This window comes from Achromobacter aegrifaciens (assembly GCF_902859735.1).
GTDB classification, from domain to species: domain Bacteria; phylum Pseudomonadota; class Gammaproteobacteria; order Burkholderiales; family Burkholderiaceae_B; genus Achromobacter; species Achromobacter aegrifaciens.
Genome location: NZ_CADIJY010000001.1, coordinates 212,841 through 228,462 on the forward strand (window position 1 = coordinate 212,841; position 15,622 = coordinate 228,462).

Here is a 15,622-nt window from a genome sequence, read left to right on the forward strand (position 1 = left end):
AGCATAAGGAGACAATCTTGAAACGCATCCTGCAGAGCCTTGCCCTCTCTTGCGCGGCCATGGCCGCGACGGCCGCCTGGGCCGCGCCGTATCCCGACAAGCCTATCCGCATGATCGTGCCGGCCGCGGCCGGCGGCGCCGCCGATACGCTGGCGCGCATGATAGGCCGTGGATTGACGGAGAAATTCGGCCAGCCCGTGGTCATCGAGAACAAGCCCGGCGCGGCCGCCATCGTGGGCATGTCCGCCATCGCCAAGGCGCCCGCCGACGGCTACACCCTGGGCATGACCTTCTCGGGCGCGATGTCCATCAATCCTTCGCTGTACCAGCAACTGCCCTATGACCCGGTCAAGGACTTCGCGCCCATCACCATCGTGGCGGTCTCGCCCCTGGTCATTGCCGTCAGTCCCAAGCTCGGACCGAAGTCCCTGGGTGAATTCCTGGCCCTGGCTAAGAAGGATCCTGGCAAGCTGACCTTCGGGTCGGCCGGCACCGGATCGACGCAGCATCTGTCCATGGAACTGCTCAAGTCGACTGCGGGCGTGGACATGCTGCACGTGCCTTACAAGGGCAGTTCGGCGGCGCTGGTCGACGTGCAGTCGGGCCTGATCTCCGCGGTCAGCGACAACGCGATCACGTTGGTGCCGTTGATCCAGTCGGGGCAATTGGTGCCTCTCGCGGTGGAAACCGCGCAACGCATCCAGTCGCTGCCCCAGGTGCCAACCGTGGCCGAATCCGGCTATCCGGGATTCCAGGCGGCAGGCTGGTATGGACTGCTCGCGCCCGCCGGCACGCCGCAGCCGATCGTCGCGCAACTCAACGCGGCGCTGCGCGAGATGGTGGACAAGCCCGACTTCACGCAATGGCTGCGGCAACAGGGTATGGAGCCGCAGACCGATACGCCCGAGGGCTTCGGGCGTTACATCAGCCAGGAAAAGGACAAGTGGGCCCAGGTCATCAAGACGGCCAAGGTGCCGCTGCAGGCATCGCGCTGAACACCGGCGGCGAGGCCGCCATCACTCCAGGACAACCATGCAAGCCGTAACTTCCACGCTTAGCGGAAACATCCGCGTCATCGTCATCGACAACCCTCCGGTCAATGCCACGTCCCAGGCGGTGCGCGCCGGCCTGCTGCAGGCCATGGAGCAGGCGGCAGGCGATGACGATACCCGGGCCATCGTCATCGCCTGCGCCGGCGCTACCTTCGTGGCCGGGGCCGATATCAAGGAGTTCGGCAAGCCGCCGCTGGACCCGCACCTGTCGCAGGTGATACACGCCATCGAATCCAGCGCCAAGCCGGTGGTCGCGGCGATCCACGGTTCCGCGCTGGGCGGGGGGCTGGAACTGGCCCTGGGCTGCCACTACCGGGTGGTGGATGCGCGAGCCCGCCTGGGCCTGCCCGAGTCCACCCTGGGTATCATCCCCGGGGCGGGCGGTATTCCTCGGCTGCTGCGCCTGGCGGGCGTCGAGAAGGCGCTGGACATGGCTGCGGGCGGCAAACCAATAGGCGCGGCCGAGGCGCTGGAAGCCGGTTTGGCGGACGCGTCAGCACAGGAGGATGTCCGGGCCGCCGCCATTGCGTACGCCCAGCGCTTGCTGGCGGAGGGCCAGGGCGCGCGGCGCACGCGGGAATTGCCGGTTCCGGCCTGCGAACCTCAGTTGTTCGAGGCCGCACGCGCCAGGTTCCAGGTCAGCCATCGAGGCCAGTTGGCGCCGCAGGCTTGCGTCGACGTGGCCATGTGCAGCGTCGCTTCGAGTTTCGAGGACAGCGTGGCCTATGGCCGCGAGCGCTTCCGGGAACTGGTGGCGTCGCCGCAGGCGCAAGCCTTGCGCCACGCGTTCTTCGCCGAGCGCATCGCGACCAAGCCCGCCGGCCTGCCCGCCGAGGACGCGGCGCCGGTGCGCAAGGCCGGCGTGGTCGGCGCCGGCACCATGGGCACGGGCATCGCCATGTGCTTTCTGAATGCGGGCATCCCCGTCGTGCTGGTCGAGCAGAACGAAAAGGTGCTGGCGTCCAGCGTCGAGACCATAGGCAAGACCTATAGCAACGATGTGGCGAAGGGCCGCATCACCGAAGCCACGCAGCGTGCGCGGAGCGGCGCGCTGACGCCGACGCAGCAATACGAGCCGCTGTGCGACTGCGACCTTGTGGTGGAGGCCGTCTTCGAGGACATGGGCGTCAAGCGGCAGGTACTGGCCAGCATCGAAGAGAACCTGCGGCCGGATGCGCTGATCGCCACCAACACCTCGTTCCTGGACATCGATGCGTTGGCGGCGGACCTGCGCCGCCCGGAGAACGTCGTCGGCATGCATTTCTTCAGCCCTGCCCACATCATGAAGCTGCTGGAAAACGTGCGCGGCGCGCGCAGTTCGCCGCGCGCGCTGGCCACGATCCAGGCCTTGGGCAAGCGCCTGGGTAAGGTGGCGGTGATGGTGGGGGTGTCCGATGGTTTCGTCGGCAACCGCATGCTGGCGCGACGCACCCGCGAGTGTTACTTCATGCTGGAGGAAGGCGCGTTGCCCGAGCAGGTCGACCGCGTGCTGTGCGAGTTCGGCTTTCCGATGGGACAGTTCCAGCTGAACGACCTGGCGGGCCTGGACGTGGCCTGGCGCAACCGCCAAAGCCGGCTGGACCGTTTGAGCCCACGCGAGGTGGCCTGCAACATCCTGGACGAGATCGTCGCGGAGGGACGGCTGGGGCAGAAGACCGGCGCAGGGTTCTATACCTATGATACGCAGCGCAAACGGTCGGTGGATCCGGCCATTTCCGAACTGATCGTGCGCAACGCGGAACGGCGCGGCATCAGGCGGCGCGAGATTTCCGACGGAGAGATCCTGGAGCGCTGCCTCTACGCCATGATCAACGAGGGGGCGCTGATCCTGGAGGAGGGCGTCGCCAGCCGGCCGGAGGACATCGACACCATCTGGCTCAACGGCTACGGCTTTCCGCGGTTCCGCGGCGGCCCGATGTTCCATGCGGACCAGATCGGCGCGGCGCGCCTCTGCGAGCGCATCCGCCATTACGCCAGCCTGGCAGGCGAGCAGTACTGGACGCCCGCGCCGCTGCTGCTCGCCCAGGCGCGCGACGGCGGCGGCTTCTACCCTCGCTGAGGCTTTCCCTTCTGTCATCCACGTACACACATCCTATGTCTAACAGAGAACCTCCGCTTAGCGGCATCACCGTGCTGGACATGACCCGCATCATGGCGGGTCCCTGGTGCACGCAGAACCTGGCCGACCTGGGCGCCGAAGTACTGAAGATCGAACGCCCGCTATCGGGCGACGACACCCGCGGCTGGGGGCCGCCCAACCTGATGGACGCCGAAGGCCGGCGCACGCAGGAGTCGGCGTATTACCTGGCCGCCAACCGCAACAAGAAGTCGTTGGCCCTGGACATCGCAACCCAGGCTGGCGCGGACGCGGTGCGCCGGCTGGCAGCCGGATGCGACATCTTCGTCGAGAATTTCAAGGTGGGCGGCCTGCGCAAGTACGGCCTGGACTACGCCAGCCTGCGGGAGCTGAACCCGAGGCTCATCTATTGCTCCATCACGGGGTTCGGCCAGGACGGTCCCTACGCGGAAAAGCCCGGTTATGACTTCGTGATCCAGGCGCTGGGCGGTCTGATGAGCATCACTGGGGAAAAGGACGCGCTGCCTGGCGGCGGTCCGCAGAAGGCCGGCAACGCCGCCGCCGACCTGATGGCGGGCATGTACGCCACCAGCGCCATCCTCGCGGCGCTGCATGAGCGCGGCCGCAGCGGCCTGGGCCAACAGATCGATATCTCCATGCTGGATTGCCAGGTGGCGGCGTTGGGCGTGCAGAACTTCAACTACTTTCTGTCGGGCGAGGTGCCCCGCCGTGAAGGCAACGCACATGTCAACCTGGCCCCTTATCAGGTGTTCGAGGCGGCGGACGGGCATGTGGTGCTGGGCGTTGGCAACGACGGTCAGTTCCAGAAATTTTGCGCCGCGGCGGGCCGGCCCGATCTGGCTGAAGATGAGCGCTACCTGACCAATACCGGGCGCGTGCTCGCCAAGGGCGTGCTCATTCCCGAACTCGAGCGGCTGTTTCTCACGCGAGGCCGCGACGAATGGGTCGGCCTGCTGGATGCCGCAGGCGTGCCGGTAGGCGTGATCAACGACATCGCCCAGGTTCATGAGGATCCGCAGGTGCGCGCCCGCGGCCTGAAATTCTCGTTGCCGCACCCAGTCTGCGGAAGCGTGCCGCAGGTCCGCAGTCCGATGCGTTTCTCGGAAAGCCCGGTCGCCTACCGCAACGCGGCTCCCTTGCTGGGAGCCGATACGCAGAGCGTCCTGAGCGCCAGGCTCGGATGCAGCGACACTGAAATCGCGGCGCTGCAGCAGCCCGCAAGCCAGGGAGAATCGCGATGAACAGCGCAGCCGCCAATGCAGGCACCCAGAAGCAGTACTTCGACCACCTGGCGCAGGGCCGCTTCCTGATCCAGCGCTGCGCCGATTGCGCGCGGCACGTGTTCCAGCCGCGCGAAATCTGCCCACATTGCGGCAGCGAGGCGCTGACCTGGGTCGCACCGACGGGTCGGGCCATTGTCTACAGTTGCACCACTGTCGCGCGCAAGCCCGAGGCCGGCGGCGACTACAACGTTGCGCTGCTCGATCTGGAGGAGGGCGTGCGGATGATGTCCAACGTCGTGGGCATGCCGCCTGACCAGGTGCGCATCGGCATGGCCGTAAGGGCCGTAATCGGCGAACGCGACGGCGCCGCCGCCGTGTTGTTCGAGGAGGCGCAGCAATGAACTACCGGCAATTGCGGGGTAAGACGGTCATCGCCGGCGTTGGCCACTTCGGCCTCGGCCAGGCGCCGGGCTACACGGACATGGAGCTGCTGGTGCGGGCCGCCCATGCGGCGGTGCGGGATGCGGGCTTGCAGATGCGCGACATCGACGGCATCGCGACCTCCAGCGTGGCGGCCAGCATGTGGCCTATGTCCGTCATCGAGACCCTGGGCATCCGCCCCACCTACATCGATGGAACCTGCCTGGGCGGCTCCAGCTTCATGTCCTACATCCTGGCCGCGGCCCATGCGCTGGATTCGGGGCAGTGCAATGCCGTGCTGGTCTGCTACGGCAGCGCGCAGAAGACCGCTGCCGTCGGACGCTCGGCGATTGCGACCACGCGCAAGGCGCTGGACCCTCAGCCTTACGAAATGCCGTATGAACCTTTGAATCCGCCCAGCGCCTACGCGCTGGCCGCCAGGCGCCACATGCACGAGTTTGGCACCCGGCGCGAGGATTTGGCCGAAGTTGCGGTGGCGGCGCGCCGCTGGGCGCAACTCAATCCCGAAGCATATTCGCGCGATCCACTATCAATTGATGAGGTGCTGAGCGCGCGCCGGGTATCGGATCCGCTGACTGTCCGCGATTGCTGCCTGGTGACGGATGGCGCGGGCGCCTTCGTGATGACGCGGGCCGACCGCGCCCGGGATCTGCCACAGCCTCCCGCCTACATCCTGGGCAGCGCGACCGCCGTATGGAACCGCCAGATATCCGCGATGGAGAGCCTGACCACCACCGCGGCGCGCCAGTCGGGCGCGCTGGCGTTCGAAATGGCCGGCTATCGTCCAGCCGACATCGACGTGGCGCAGCTATACGACGCCTTCACCATCAACACCATCCTGTTCCTCGAAGACCTGGGATTCTGCGCCAAGGGCGAGGGCGGGGCCTTCGTGCGCGGCGGCGGCATTGCGCCGGGTGGCAGGCTGCCGGTGAACACAAACGGGGGCGGGTTGTCCTGCGTCCATCCGGGCATGTACGGGGTGTTCCTGGTGATCGAAGCGGTGCGCCAGTTGCGCGGCCAGGCGGGCGAGCGCCAGGTCCGGGATGCGCGCCTGGCCCTGGCGCACGGCAACGGCGGCACGCTGTCCAGCCAGTCCACGGTCATCCTGGGCGCCGAGGGAACCTGCTGAGGCCCCGTCTCAGGCGGCCCGCGCGATCTCGTAGATTTCCTCGATCAGGGCGGCGCGGACCGATTGCCGGTTCCATAGCAGGCCGACGCTGCGGAAGTGCTCGTCGTCCGGCAGGGGGATCTTGCGCAGCCCGGAGTCCGGGCGCAGTTCGCCTGCGCCGTCCGGCACCAGGGACACGCCCAGTCCCTGGCCTACCAGCAGCGCGATGACCTCGATGGAAGCGGTTTCGATGCGTATCTTGGGCCGTATGCTGTGCTGGCGGAAGTAGTTGGCGGCGAGCTGCCCGCCCCACAGCTTGCGGTCATAGCAGATCAGCGGATTGGCGCGCAGCAGCTGGTGCGGGTCGGTCTCGGCGAGCGAGGCCGGCGCCAGCACCACCAGCGGCTCGTCACGCACCCGGCGCCATTCCAGGTTCTTGGGCATCTGGAACTGCGGCTGCAGTATCAGTGCCGCGTCCATCTCTCCGTCGCAGATCTTGCTGTAGAGATTGACGGAATAGCCCTTGACCAGGCTGATTTCGAGATTGGGATGCCGGTCGATGAGACGCGCCAGCAGCGTGGGCATCAGCGTGGTCATGGCCGAATCGAACGCGCCCAGGGTCAGGTGGCCGAACACCACCGGCCCCTGGGACGCGGCCTTCAGGTTGCGCACCTCTTCCATGACGTGCTTGGCCTGCGCCAGGATCTGCGCGCCTTCGACCGTGGGTTTGACGGTGCGGCCGGAACGCACCACCAGCTTGAAACCCAGTTCGTCCTCGACCTTCTTGATGCGCTGATTGACCGCCGCCGGTGTCAGGCCGTTCTTGCGCGCAACCTCGGCGATCGAACCCTGCTCGATGACCTGGATGAAATTGAGCAGGAAGGTGGTGTCCATGGGCTCCCGGGCCGGCCGGTCAGCCCATCAGGCGCGCAAGTTCCGCGCCCGGATCCTTGGCGCGCATGAAGGCTTCGCCCACCAGGAAGGCGTCGACCTTGTGCTGGCGCATCAGCTGCACGTCTTCCGGCTTGAGGATGCCGCTTTCGGTCACGACGCGCTTGCCCGCGGGAATCCGGGGCAGCAGGTCCAGGGTGTTCGACAGGCTGGTCTCGAAGGTGCGCAGGTTGCGGTTGTTGATGCCGAGCAGCGGAGTCTTCATGGTCAGCGCGACGTCCAGTTCCTTGGCGTCATGCACTTCCACCAGCACGTCCATGCCCAGTTCCATCGCCAGCGTTTCATAGTCGCGCAGTTGCGCCGGGCTGAGCGCGGCCACGATCAGCAGCACGCAGTCCGCGCCCATGGCGCGCGCGGCGATGATCTGGTAGGGATCGATCACGAAGTCCTTGCGCAGCACCGGCAGCGAGCAGGCCGCGCGCGCCTGGCGCAGATGGTCGTGGGAGCCCTGGAAGAACTGCACGTCGGTCAGCACCGACAGGCAGGCCGCGCCGTGCACCGCATAGGTGGCGGCGATTTCCGGGGGATTGAAAGGGTCGCGCAGCACGCCCTTGGACGGCGAGGCCTTCTTGATTTCGGCGATGACGCCGGGCTTGCCTTGCGAGATCTTGTCTTCGATGGCTTGGGCAAAGCCACGCACGTCCTGCCGCGCCTGCGCTTCGCGCAGGACTTCGGCTTCGCTGCGCATCTGGCGAGCGGCGGCGACTTCCTCGGCCTTGACGGCGAGGATCTTCGCGAGAATATCGTTCATTTCAGGAATTTCCGGGTATATGCGCAGAATTCTTCCAGCTTGGCTCGCGCCGCGCCGGTGGAGATAAGTTCAAATGCTAGAGCCAATGCCTCGGGAATGGAATCGGCCTTATTGCCAGCATAAATGGCGAGTCCCGCATTGAGCGCGACGATGTCGCGGGCGGTGCCCTCGACATTTTCGAGCGCCTCGATGACAAGCTCGCGCGATTGTTCGCGATTGGACACCTTGATGCTGCGGTTGGACATCATGGATAGCCCGTAGTCCTCGGGATGGATCTCATATTCGAGGACCTTTCCGTCCTTGAGTTCCCCGACCAGGGTGGCGCCGCCCAGCGAGGCCTCGTCCATGCCGTCCTTGCCGTGCACCACCAGCACGTGGCGCGAACCCAGGCGTTCCAGCACGCGCACCTGGATGCCGACCAGGTCGGGGTGGAACACGCCCATCAACTGGTTGGCGGCGCCGGCCGGATTGGTCAGCGGGCCCAGGATGTTGAAAATGGTGCGCACGGCCAGTTCCTTGCGCACGGCGGCCACGTTCTTCATGGCGCCATGGTGGGCGGGCGCGAACATGAAGCCGATGCCGGTGGCCTGGATGCACTCGGCCACCTGTTCGGGCGTCAGCACCAGGTTGGCGCCCAGGGCTTCCAGCACGTCGGCGCTGCCGCTGGACGACGAGGCGCTGCGGTTGCCGTGCTTGGCGATCGGCACGCCGGCCGTCGCCGCCACGAACATGGCGGTGGTGGAAATGTTGAAGGTATGGCTGCCGTCGCCGCCGGTGCCGCACATGTCCAGCAGGTCGGCGGGGTTGGGCGTGACCACGGGCGTGGCGAATTCGCGCATGACCTGTGCGGCGGCGGTGATTTCGCCTATGGTCTCTTTCTTCACGCGCAGGCCCATCAGCAAGGCGCTTGCGATCTGCGGCGACATTTCGCCGCGCATCAGCATGCGCATGAGATGCAGCATTTCGTCGTGGAAGATTTCGCGGTGTTCAATGCAGCGCGTCAGCGCTTCGGCGGGGGAAATAGTCACGATGCGTCCTTCTTAGGCGAGGTTCAGGAAATTGCGGAGCAGGGCATGGCCGTGCTCGCTGAGCACCGACTCGGGATGGAACTGTACTCCGTATAGCGGCAGGGTCTTGTGGCGCACGCCCATGATGTCGCCGTCCGGCGCGGTCGCCGTCACGGCCAGGCAGTCGGGCAGGGTGGCGGGGTCTATGGTCAGCGAGTTGTAACGGATCACGGTGTACGGGGTGGGCAGACCGGTGAAGATGTCCGTGCCGGTATGCGAGATCTGCACGGTCTTGCCGTGCATGATCTGCTGCGCGCGCACGATGTCGCCGCCGTAGGCCGCGCCGATGGCCTGATGGCCCAGGCACACGCCCAGGATGGGCTTCTTGCCCGCGAAGGCCTGGATCACGGGCACCGAGATGCCTGCCTCGGCCGGCGAGCAGGGGCCGGGCGACACGCAGATGCGGTCCGGGTTCATGGCGGCGATCTCTTCCAGCGTGATCTGGTCGTTGCGCGCCACGCGCACGTCTTCGCCCAGTTCACCGAAGTATTGCACCAGGTTGTAGGTGAAAGAGTCGTAGTTGTCGATCATCAACAGCATTTAATTCTCCTGTGGGGCCGCCCGGCGGCCCGGATATGTCCGGTGGGGGCGGGGCCTCAGATGGGCTCGTCCAGGCCGTGCTGCACCTGTTCGGCTGCGCGCAGCACCGCGCGGGCCTTGGCTTCGGTTTCGGCCCATTCGGCTTCAGGGTTGGAATCGGCCACGATGCCGGCGGCGGCCTGCACGTACAGCGTGCCGTCCTTGATGACGCCGGTGCGGATGGCGATGGCCACGTCCATTTCGCCGCCGTAGCTCAGGTAGCCGGCCGCGCCGCCGTAGATGCCGCGGCGCACGGGTTCCAGTTCGTCGATGATCTTCATGGCCTCGACCTTGGGCGCGCCGGTCAGGGTGCCTGCGGGGAAGGACGCGCGCAGCACGTCCATGCTGCTCATGCCCGGGTTCAGCGTGCCGGTGACGTTGGACACCAGGTGCATCACGTGCGAATAGCGTTCGATCACCATGGTGTCGCTGACCTTGACCGAGCCCACCTGGGCCACGCGGCCCACGTCGTTGCGCGCCAGGTCGATCAGCATCACGTGTTCGGCCACTTCCTTGGGATCGGCCTTCAGTTCGGCGGCCAGGGCGGCGTCTTCCTCGGGCGTGCCGCCGCGCTTGCGGGTGCCGGCCAGGGGACGGATCGTGATCTGCGACTTGGGTTCGCCGTTTTCCACCACGCGTTCCTGGCGCACCAGGATTTCCGGCGACGCGCCGACCACCTGGAAGTCGCCGAAGTTCCAGAAGTACATGTAGGGGGAGGGATTGAGCGACCGCAGGGCGCGGTAGAGGGAGAGGGGGGAATCGCGGAAGGGCTTGGCGATGACCTGGCCAATCTGCACTTGCATCAGGTCGCCGGCGGCGATGTGTTCCTTGGCGCGGTGCACGGCCGCCAGATAGTCTTCCTTCTTGAAGTCGCGCCGCTCTTCGGTCTGCATGCTGGCGTGGCTGTAGGGAATTTCCACCGGGCGTCGCAGTCGGGCGCGCAGGTCGTGCAGGCGCTGCTGGGCGCGGCTGTAGGCCTCGGGCTGGCCCGGGTCCGCGTAGACCATCAGGTAGATGCGGCCGGCCAGGTTGTCGACGATGACCAGCTCGTCCACGTGCATCAGCATCAGGTCGGGCGTGCCGCCTTCCATGCCGGCGGGGAACGGCTTGACCGCCGGGCCCAGGCAGGGCTCGATGTGGCGCACGGTGTCGTAGCCGAAGTAGCCCGCCAGGCCGCCGCAGAAGCGCGGCATGCCGGGACGCAGGGCGACCTTGAAGCGGCTCTGGTATTGCTCGATGAAGGCCAGCGGATCGCCGTCATGGGTTTCGGCGACCTTGCCGTCGTGCAGCACCTCGGTGCGGGTGCCGCTGGCGCGGATCACCGTGCGGGCCGGCAGGCCGATGAAGGAATAACGGCCGAAGCGTTCGCCGCCCACCACCGACTCCATCAGGCAGGTCATGCGTCCGCCCTGGGGGCCGGCGTGCGCCAGCTTCAGGTAGATGCCCAGCGGGGTGTCCAGGTCGGCATAGGTTTCGGCGACCAGCGGGATGCGGTTGTAGCCTTGTGCGGCGAGGGCCTTGAATTCGATTTCGGTCATGTCGGGTCTCGTGAGCGATTTATCTGCTATCGGACCAGGCGCGCAACAAAAAAGCCCGGTCCAGGTTACTGGTTCCGGGCTTGGCTCTGTGTTTACACAGCTACGGCACTAGGCGGCATACGCGTCCAGGGCCGGGAGGGATCATCGCCACCCGGAAGACAAACGCCACCAGCGCCACGAGGCGCCGAGCATTTGGTTCTGGATGGAAACGTTCATTGAGCTTTGTTCAGTATTGAATTCGCGGTGAGCCGCCGTTGTTCAGGAGCCTGTTTTTGCCGCGTTCTGGTTTTGATTCCAGAGCGCGACCCACTGGGCGGCGGCGACTAGCGTGTCAACTATACCATCGACATCCAGCTCGCGCACGTCCCGGCCTTCGTTGTAACCGTAAGGCACGACCAGGACCTGGGTGCCGGCGCTGCGGCCCGCCTGCGCGTCATTGACGGAATCGCCGATGGTCACGGCTTCGTGCGGAGCGACGCCGAGCAGGTCGCAGGCATGCACCACCTGATCCGGATCGGGCTTGCGGCGCTCGCAGGTGTCGCCGCAGACCACGGCATCGAAAAAGCCCGCCAGGCCCGTGCGTTGCAGCAGCGGCAGGGTGAATTCGGTGGGCTTGTTGGTGACGACGGCCAGCTTCAGCCCTTGCTCGCGCATGAGCTTCAGGCCGTCGATGACGCCAGGGTAGATCTGCGCTTTTTCGCCATTGGACAGGTGGTAATGGCGATAGAAGGCGGCGCGGGCGACATCGAACTCGGCGGCGGTGGGGTCGGCCGCGTCCAGGCTGCCGGCCAGGCTGCGGCGCACCAGATTGTCCACGCCCTTGCCCACGAAGGTGGCCACCACGTCTTCGCGCAGCGGCGACATGCCCAGCTCCACGCGCATGGCGTTGGCGGCGAAGGCCAGGTCGGGAATCGAATCCAGCAGGGTGCCGTCCAGGTCCAGCAGCGCGGCGCGAAAAGCGGTCATGTCGGTTCCCGGAGCTTAGATGGCGGTGGTTTCGCCGATGGCGATCTGTTCGCGCATGGACTTGATGATGCCGGCATAGTCCGGCTTGCCGAAGATGGCGGAGCCGGCCACGAAGGTATCGGCGCCGGCGCGGCGGATTTCAGCGATGTTGTCGATCTTCACGCCGCCGTCGACCTGCAGCACGATTTCCTGGCCGCCGGCCTGCGTCCAGGCGTCGATGCGCGCGCGCGCCTCGCGCAGTTTGGTCAGCGCGCCGGGGATGAAGCTCTGGCCGCCGAAGCCCGGATTCACCGACATGATCAGGATCAGGTCGATCTTGTCCATCACGTAGTCCAGGTAGGACAGCGGGGTGGCGGGGTTGAACACCAGGCCGGCCTTACAGCCGTTTTCGCGGATCAGCGACAGCGTGCGGTCCACGTGGCGGCTGGCGTCAGGGTGGAAGCTGATGTAGTCGGCGCCGGCCTTGGCGAACATCGGCACCAGGTCGTCCACCGGTTCCACCATCAGGTGCACGTCGATCGGCACCTGGACGTGGGGGCGGATGGCCGCGCACACCATCGGGCCGATGGTCAGATTGGGGACATAGTGGTTGTCCATCACGTCCACGTGGATCCAGTCGGCGCCGGCGGCGACGACGTTGCGGACTTCCTCGCCCAGGCGGGCGAAGTCGGCCGACAGGATGCTGGGGGTGATGCGGGTGGAAGCCTGTTGGGTAGACATGATGTTCGGGATCGGGGAGGGCATAATGTGCCATTATTGCAGTTTGAGGCGCGGTACCGGGAATGGCCCGGCCCGGCGGGTCCGGGAACCGCGTCTTTTCCAGCGTCCGGCGCCGTACCACGGCCGCCCGCCAGCACCACACAGGGAAGGACTGTGAAACCTTACGACCTGAGCGTCTCTGTCTCTCCGCGCTTCGTGCCTGAACAGTCCGATCCTGGCGAACAGCAGTTCGTGTTCGCCTATACCGTCCGCATCACCAATACCGGCGAGCATCCCGCCCAGGTGATCAGCCGCCACTGGATCATCACCGATGGCAACCAGCGCGTGCAGGAAGTGCGCGGGCTGGGCATCGTGGGCCAGCAGCCCTTGCTCGCGCCCGGCGAAACCTTCGAGTACACCAGCGGCTGTCCCCTGCCCACGCCGGTGGGCACGATGCGCGGCACCTACCACTGCGTCGGCGAGAACGGCATACCGTTCGAAGTGCCGATCTCCGAATTCGTCCTGGCCATGCCGCGTACCCTGCATTGAATGGCCCGGCCATCCGTCGCACGTTTTTTCATTTGCTCATGAAGCGCATTCTCAGTCTGTCCGTGCTGTCCGTATTGCTGGCGGCATGTTCCACCCCCTCTGACATTCCTCCCGACTCCGGTTCGACCGGCATCCCCGGCCCGTCCGCGCCCGCGGCCGACGGCCCGCTGGTGGTGCCGTCGCTGGCGTCCTTGCCCGATACTCCGCCGCGCGCGCTGGCTGGCAAGTACAAGGCGGCCAACTGGGCCGAGATGCCCGGCTGGACCAACGATGACCTGTCGCGCTTCTGGCCTCTGTTCCTGCGCAATTGCCGCGGCCTGATGCGGCCGACCAGCGGCAACCTGGCCGCGCCCGCGCGCGCCACGCCGCGGGCCTGGCAGCCGGTCTGCGCGGCCGCCGCGGATCCGTCCCGCGCGCCTGCCGCGGGCGATGGCGAGGGCGTGCGCCGCTTCCTGCAGACCTATCTGCAGCCCTGGCGTCTGAACGCCGCCGACGGCAAGCCGGCCACCAACATCGTGACAGGCTATTACGAGCCCCTGGTGCGCGGCTCGCGCCGCCAGGGCGGCAGCCATCAGTGGCCGCTGTACACCGTGCCCGCGGACCTGCTGACCATCGACCTGGGCTCGATCTATCCGGAACTGGCGGGCAAGCGCGTGCGCGGCAAGCTGGACGGCAAGCGGGTGGTGCCTTATGACTCGCGCGCCGCCATCGAGTCCTCCGGCCGGCGTCCGCCTGTGCTGGTGTGGGTGGATGACCCCGTCGACAACTTCTTCCTGCAGGTGCAGGGCTCGGGCCGCGTGCAGCTGACCGACGGCCCCGATTCCGGCAAGACCATCCGCGTGGCCTATGCCGACCACAACGGCCAGCCTTACGCCTCCATCGGCCGCTGGCTGATCGACCGCGGCGAGTTGTCGGCCGACCAGGCTTCCATGCAGAACATCCGCGCCTGGGCCCAGCGCAATCCCAAGCGCGTGCCGGAAATGCTCAACGCTAACCCGGCGGTGGTGTTCTTCCGCGAAGAGGCGGTAGTCGATCCGGAACAAGGTCCCAAGGGCGCCTACGCGGTGCCGCTGGCCCCCATGCGTTCGATCGCGGTCGACGCGGGTTTCGTGCCGCTGGGCACGCCGGTGTTCCTGGCCACGACCTATCCGGCGTCCGACCGGCCGCTGCAGCGCCTGGTGCTGGCCCAGGACACGGGCACGGCCATCCGCGGCGCCGCGCGCGCCGACTTCTATTGGGGCTACGGCGACGACGCCGGCCAGCAGGCCGGCCGCATGAAGCAACGCGGCCAGATGTGGGTGCTGTGGCCGAAACAGGCTGGGGAGCCGAGCGCAAGATGAGCCATCAGATCGTCGTTTGCGGGGCCGGCATCGTCGGCCTGTCCACTGCCCTGGCGCTGGCCCGCCGCGGCCAGCGCGTGGCCGTGCTGGCGCCGCGCGCCAGCGTGCCGCCGGCCGATCCCGACCGCTACCACCCGCGCGTCTATGCCATTTCGCCCGCCAGCCAGCGTTTCCTGGCCGAGCTCGGCGTGTGGGACGCCATGCCCGCGTCCCGGCTGACGCCGGTCAACGCCATGGAAATCCACGGCGACGCCGACGGCCAGGTGAACCTGAGCGCCTGGCAGGCGGCGCTGCCGCAGCTGGCCTGGATCGTCGAGTCCGGCGAAATCGAGCGCGTGCTGATCCAGGCGGTCCGCATGTTCGGCATCCCGTGGCTGGAGGACCGCTGCACGGGTTACCGCGACGGCGCCATCGGCACCGAAAGCGGCGCGCGCATCGAGGCCGAGCTGTTCGTGGGCGCCGATGGCGCGGCGTCGCCGCTGCGCGAGGCCGCCGGCCTGAAGCATGAATCCGTGTCCTACGACGACACGGGCCTGGTGGTGCACCTGGACGCTGAGCGTCCGCACCAGGGCACCGCTTTCCAGTGGTTCCGAGACGACGGCGTGCTGGCCCTGCTGCCGCTGCCCGATACCTCTGCCGGTCCGCAGGTTTCCATGGTCTGGTCCATGCGCACCGAGCTGGCCCAGGCGCTGCTGGCCCTGCCGCCCGAGGAGCAGGCCGCTCGCCTCGAAACCCTGCTGGCCGACGCCGCCGAAGGCCGCCTGGGCGCGCTGAAGGTCCGCAGCAAGCTGCATGGCTTTCCCTTGACGCTGGAGCGCGCCCAGATGGTTGCGCCGGGTATCGCGCTGGCGGGCGACGCGGCCCACCGCCTGCACCCGCTGGCGGGCCAGGGGCTGAACCTGGGCCTGGGCGACGTCGAGGCGCTGGCCCGCGTGGTCGCGGGCCGCGAAGCCTATCGCTCGGCGGGCGACCTGCGCGTGCTGCACCGCTACCAGCGCGCGCGCGCCGAGCCGGTGCTGGCCATGCGCCTGGCCACTGACGGCTTGCACAAGCTGTTCGCGTCGCGGGCGACGCCGCTGGTCTGGCTGCGCAATGCCGGCATGCACTGGGTAGAGCGGGCGCCTTTGATCAAGCGCCGCCTGATAACCGGGGCCTCGGCCAACTAGGGCCGGATCCGTCCCGCGGAACCTCGCCCGCGGGCGGATTGTCTGATCCTTAGGGGGAGCCTGCCCGCAGACCGGATTCGCCCAGGCGCGGATC

At 67.2% G+C, this 15,622-nt stretch carries 15 protein-coding genes; 8 read left to right on the forward strand and 7 right to left on the reverse strand.

Translation table 11 applies throughout. From position 1 onward, the window contains the following. Nucleotides 1–17 precede the first annotated feature (17 nt). The 5 genes from HV766_RS00990 to HV766_RS01010 are packed head-to-tail and all read left to right on the forward strand — an operon-like array spanning nucleotide 18 to nucleotide 5,943. Entirely contained in the window at nucleotides 18–995 is a 978-nt protein-coding gene (locus HV766_RS00990) for a Bug family tripartite tricarboxylate transporter substrate binding protein (protein ID WP_175164097.1), read from the forward strand. 37 nt (nucleotides 996–1,032) lie between these two features. After that, the gene (locus HV766_RS00995; RefSeq protein ID WP_175180396.1) at nucleotides 1,033–3,111 is read left to right on the forward strand and encodes a 3-hydroxyacyl-CoA dehydrogenase NAD-binding domain-containing protein; all 2,079 of its coding nucleotides are present in this window, start codon (nucleotides 1,033–1,035) and stop codon (nucleotides 3,109–3,111) included. A gap of 35 nt (nucleotides 3,112–3,146) precedes the next feature. Continuing rightward, on the forward strand, nucleotides 3,147–4,391 hold the full coding sequence (locus HV766_RS01000; protein ID WP_119451206.1) for a CaiB/BaiF CoA transferase family protein: 1,245 nt from the start codon (nucleotides 3,147–3,149) through the stop codon (nucleotides 4,389–4,391). Next, on the forward strand, nucleotides 4,388–4,774 hold the full coding sequence (locus tag HV766_RS01005) for a Zn-ribbon domain-containing OB-fold protein (protein WP_175180397.1): 387 nt from the start codon (nucleotides 4,388–4,390) through the stop codon (nucleotides 4,772–4,774). Before HV766_RS01000 ends, HV766_RS01005 begins: the two co-directional genes overlap by 4 nt. Further along, nucleotides 4,771–5,943 (forward strand): thiolase family protein, encoded by a 1,173-nt coding sequence (locus tag HV766_RS01010; protein ID WP_175180398.1) that lies wholly within the window; start codon nucleotides 4,771–4,773, stop codon nucleotides 5,941–5,943. The genes HV766_RS01005 and HV766_RS01010 overlap by 4 nt, the downstream gene beginning before the upstream one ends. A gap of 9 nt (nucleotides 5,944–5,952) precedes the next feature. Here the strand turns inward: HV766_RS01010 and HV766_RS01015 are convergent, their stop codons facing one another. From HV766_RS01015 to rpe, 7 genes are all read right to left on the reverse strand, one after another. Then, nucleotides 5,953–6,816, reverse strand: coding sequence for a LysR family transcriptional regulator (locus HV766_RS01015; RefSeq protein ID WP_054455250.1), 864 nt, complete (start codon nucleotides 6,814–6,816; stop codon nucleotides 5,953–5,955). Nucleotides 6,817–6,835: 19 nt separating this feature from the next. Next, nucleotides 6,836–7,624: an indole-3-glycerol phosphate synthase TrpC gene (gene trpC, locus HV766_RS01020; protein WP_054455247.1), complete on the reverse strand. Its 789-nt coding sequence runs from the start codon at nucleotides 7,622–7,624 to the stop codon at nucleotides 6,836–6,838. After that, the gene (gene trpD, locus HV766_RS01025) at nucleotides 7,621–8,652 is read right to left on the reverse strand and encodes an anthranilate phosphoribosyltransferase (RefSeq protein ID WP_175180399.1); all 1,032 of its coding nucleotides are present in this window, start codon (nucleotides 8,650–8,652) and stop codon (nucleotides 7,621–7,623) included. The genes trpC and trpD overlap by 4 nt, the downstream gene beginning before the upstream one ends. A 12-nt stretch (nucleotides 8,653–8,664) precedes the next feature. Then, nucleotides 8,665–9,231, reverse strand: a complete 567-nt coding sequence (locus HV766_RS01030; protein WP_054455244.1) for an aminodeoxychorismate/anthranilate synthase component II — start codon at nucleotides 9,229–9,231, stop codon at nucleotides 8,665–8,667. A gap of 56 nt (nucleotides 9,232–9,287) precedes the next feature. Then, nucleotides 9,288–10,808, reverse strand: coding sequence for an anthranilate synthase component I (gene trpE, locus HV766_RS01035; RefSeq protein ID WP_054455241.1), 1,521 nt, complete (start codon nucleotides 10,806–10,808; stop codon nucleotides 9,288–9,290). Nucleotides 10,809–11,066: 258 nt separating this feature from the next. Continuing rightward, nucleotides 11,067–11,774 carry a phosphoglycolate phosphatase gene (locus tag HV766_RS01040; RefSeq protein WP_054455239.1) on the reverse strand — a complete coding sequence of 236 codons (708 nt, stop codon included), beginning with the start codon at nucleotides 11,772–11,774 and terminating at the stop codon, nucleotides 11,067–11,069. A 15-nt stretch (nucleotides 11,775–11,789) separates the two neighbouring features. Next, nucleotides 11,790–12,518 carry a ribulose-phosphate 3-epimerase gene (rpe, locus tag HV766_RS01045; RefSeq protein WP_054455236.1) on the reverse strand — a complete coding sequence of 243 codons (729 nt, stop codon included), beginning with the start codon at nucleotides 12,516–12,518 and terminating at the stop codon, nucleotides 11,790–11,792. Nucleotides 12,519–12,647: 129 nt separating this feature from the next. Here rpe and apaG point away from each other — a divergent pair, with 129 nt between their 5' ends. Genes apaG through HV766_RS01060 form a run of 3 tightly spaced genes read left to right on the forward strand, consistent with a single transcriptional unit; the run spans nucleotide 12,648 to nucleotide 15,528 of the window. Then, nucleotides 12,648–13,022: a Co2+/Mg2+ efflux facilitator ApaG/CorD gene (gene apaG / locus HV766_RS01050; protein ID WP_039882644.1), complete on the forward strand. Its 375-nt coding sequence runs from the start codon at nucleotides 12,648–12,650 to the stop codon at nucleotides 13,020–13,022. Nucleotides 13,023–13,060: 38 nt separating this feature from the next. Continuing rightward, on the forward strand, nucleotides 13,061–14,362 hold the full coding sequence (gene mltA, locus HV766_RS01055) for a murein transglycosylase A (protein ID WP_175180400.1): 1,302 nt from the start codon (nucleotides 13,061–13,063) through the stop codon (nucleotides 14,360–14,362). Further along, nucleotides 14,359–15,528: a UbiH/UbiF family hydroxylase gene (locus HV766_RS01060; protein ID WP_175180401.1), complete on the forward strand. Its 1,170-nt coding sequence runs from the start codon at nucleotides 14,359–14,361 to the stop codon at nucleotides 15,526–15,528. The genes mltA and HV766_RS01060 overlap by 4 nt, the downstream gene beginning before the upstream one ends. Nucleotides 15,529–15,622: the final 94 nt, after the last annotated feature.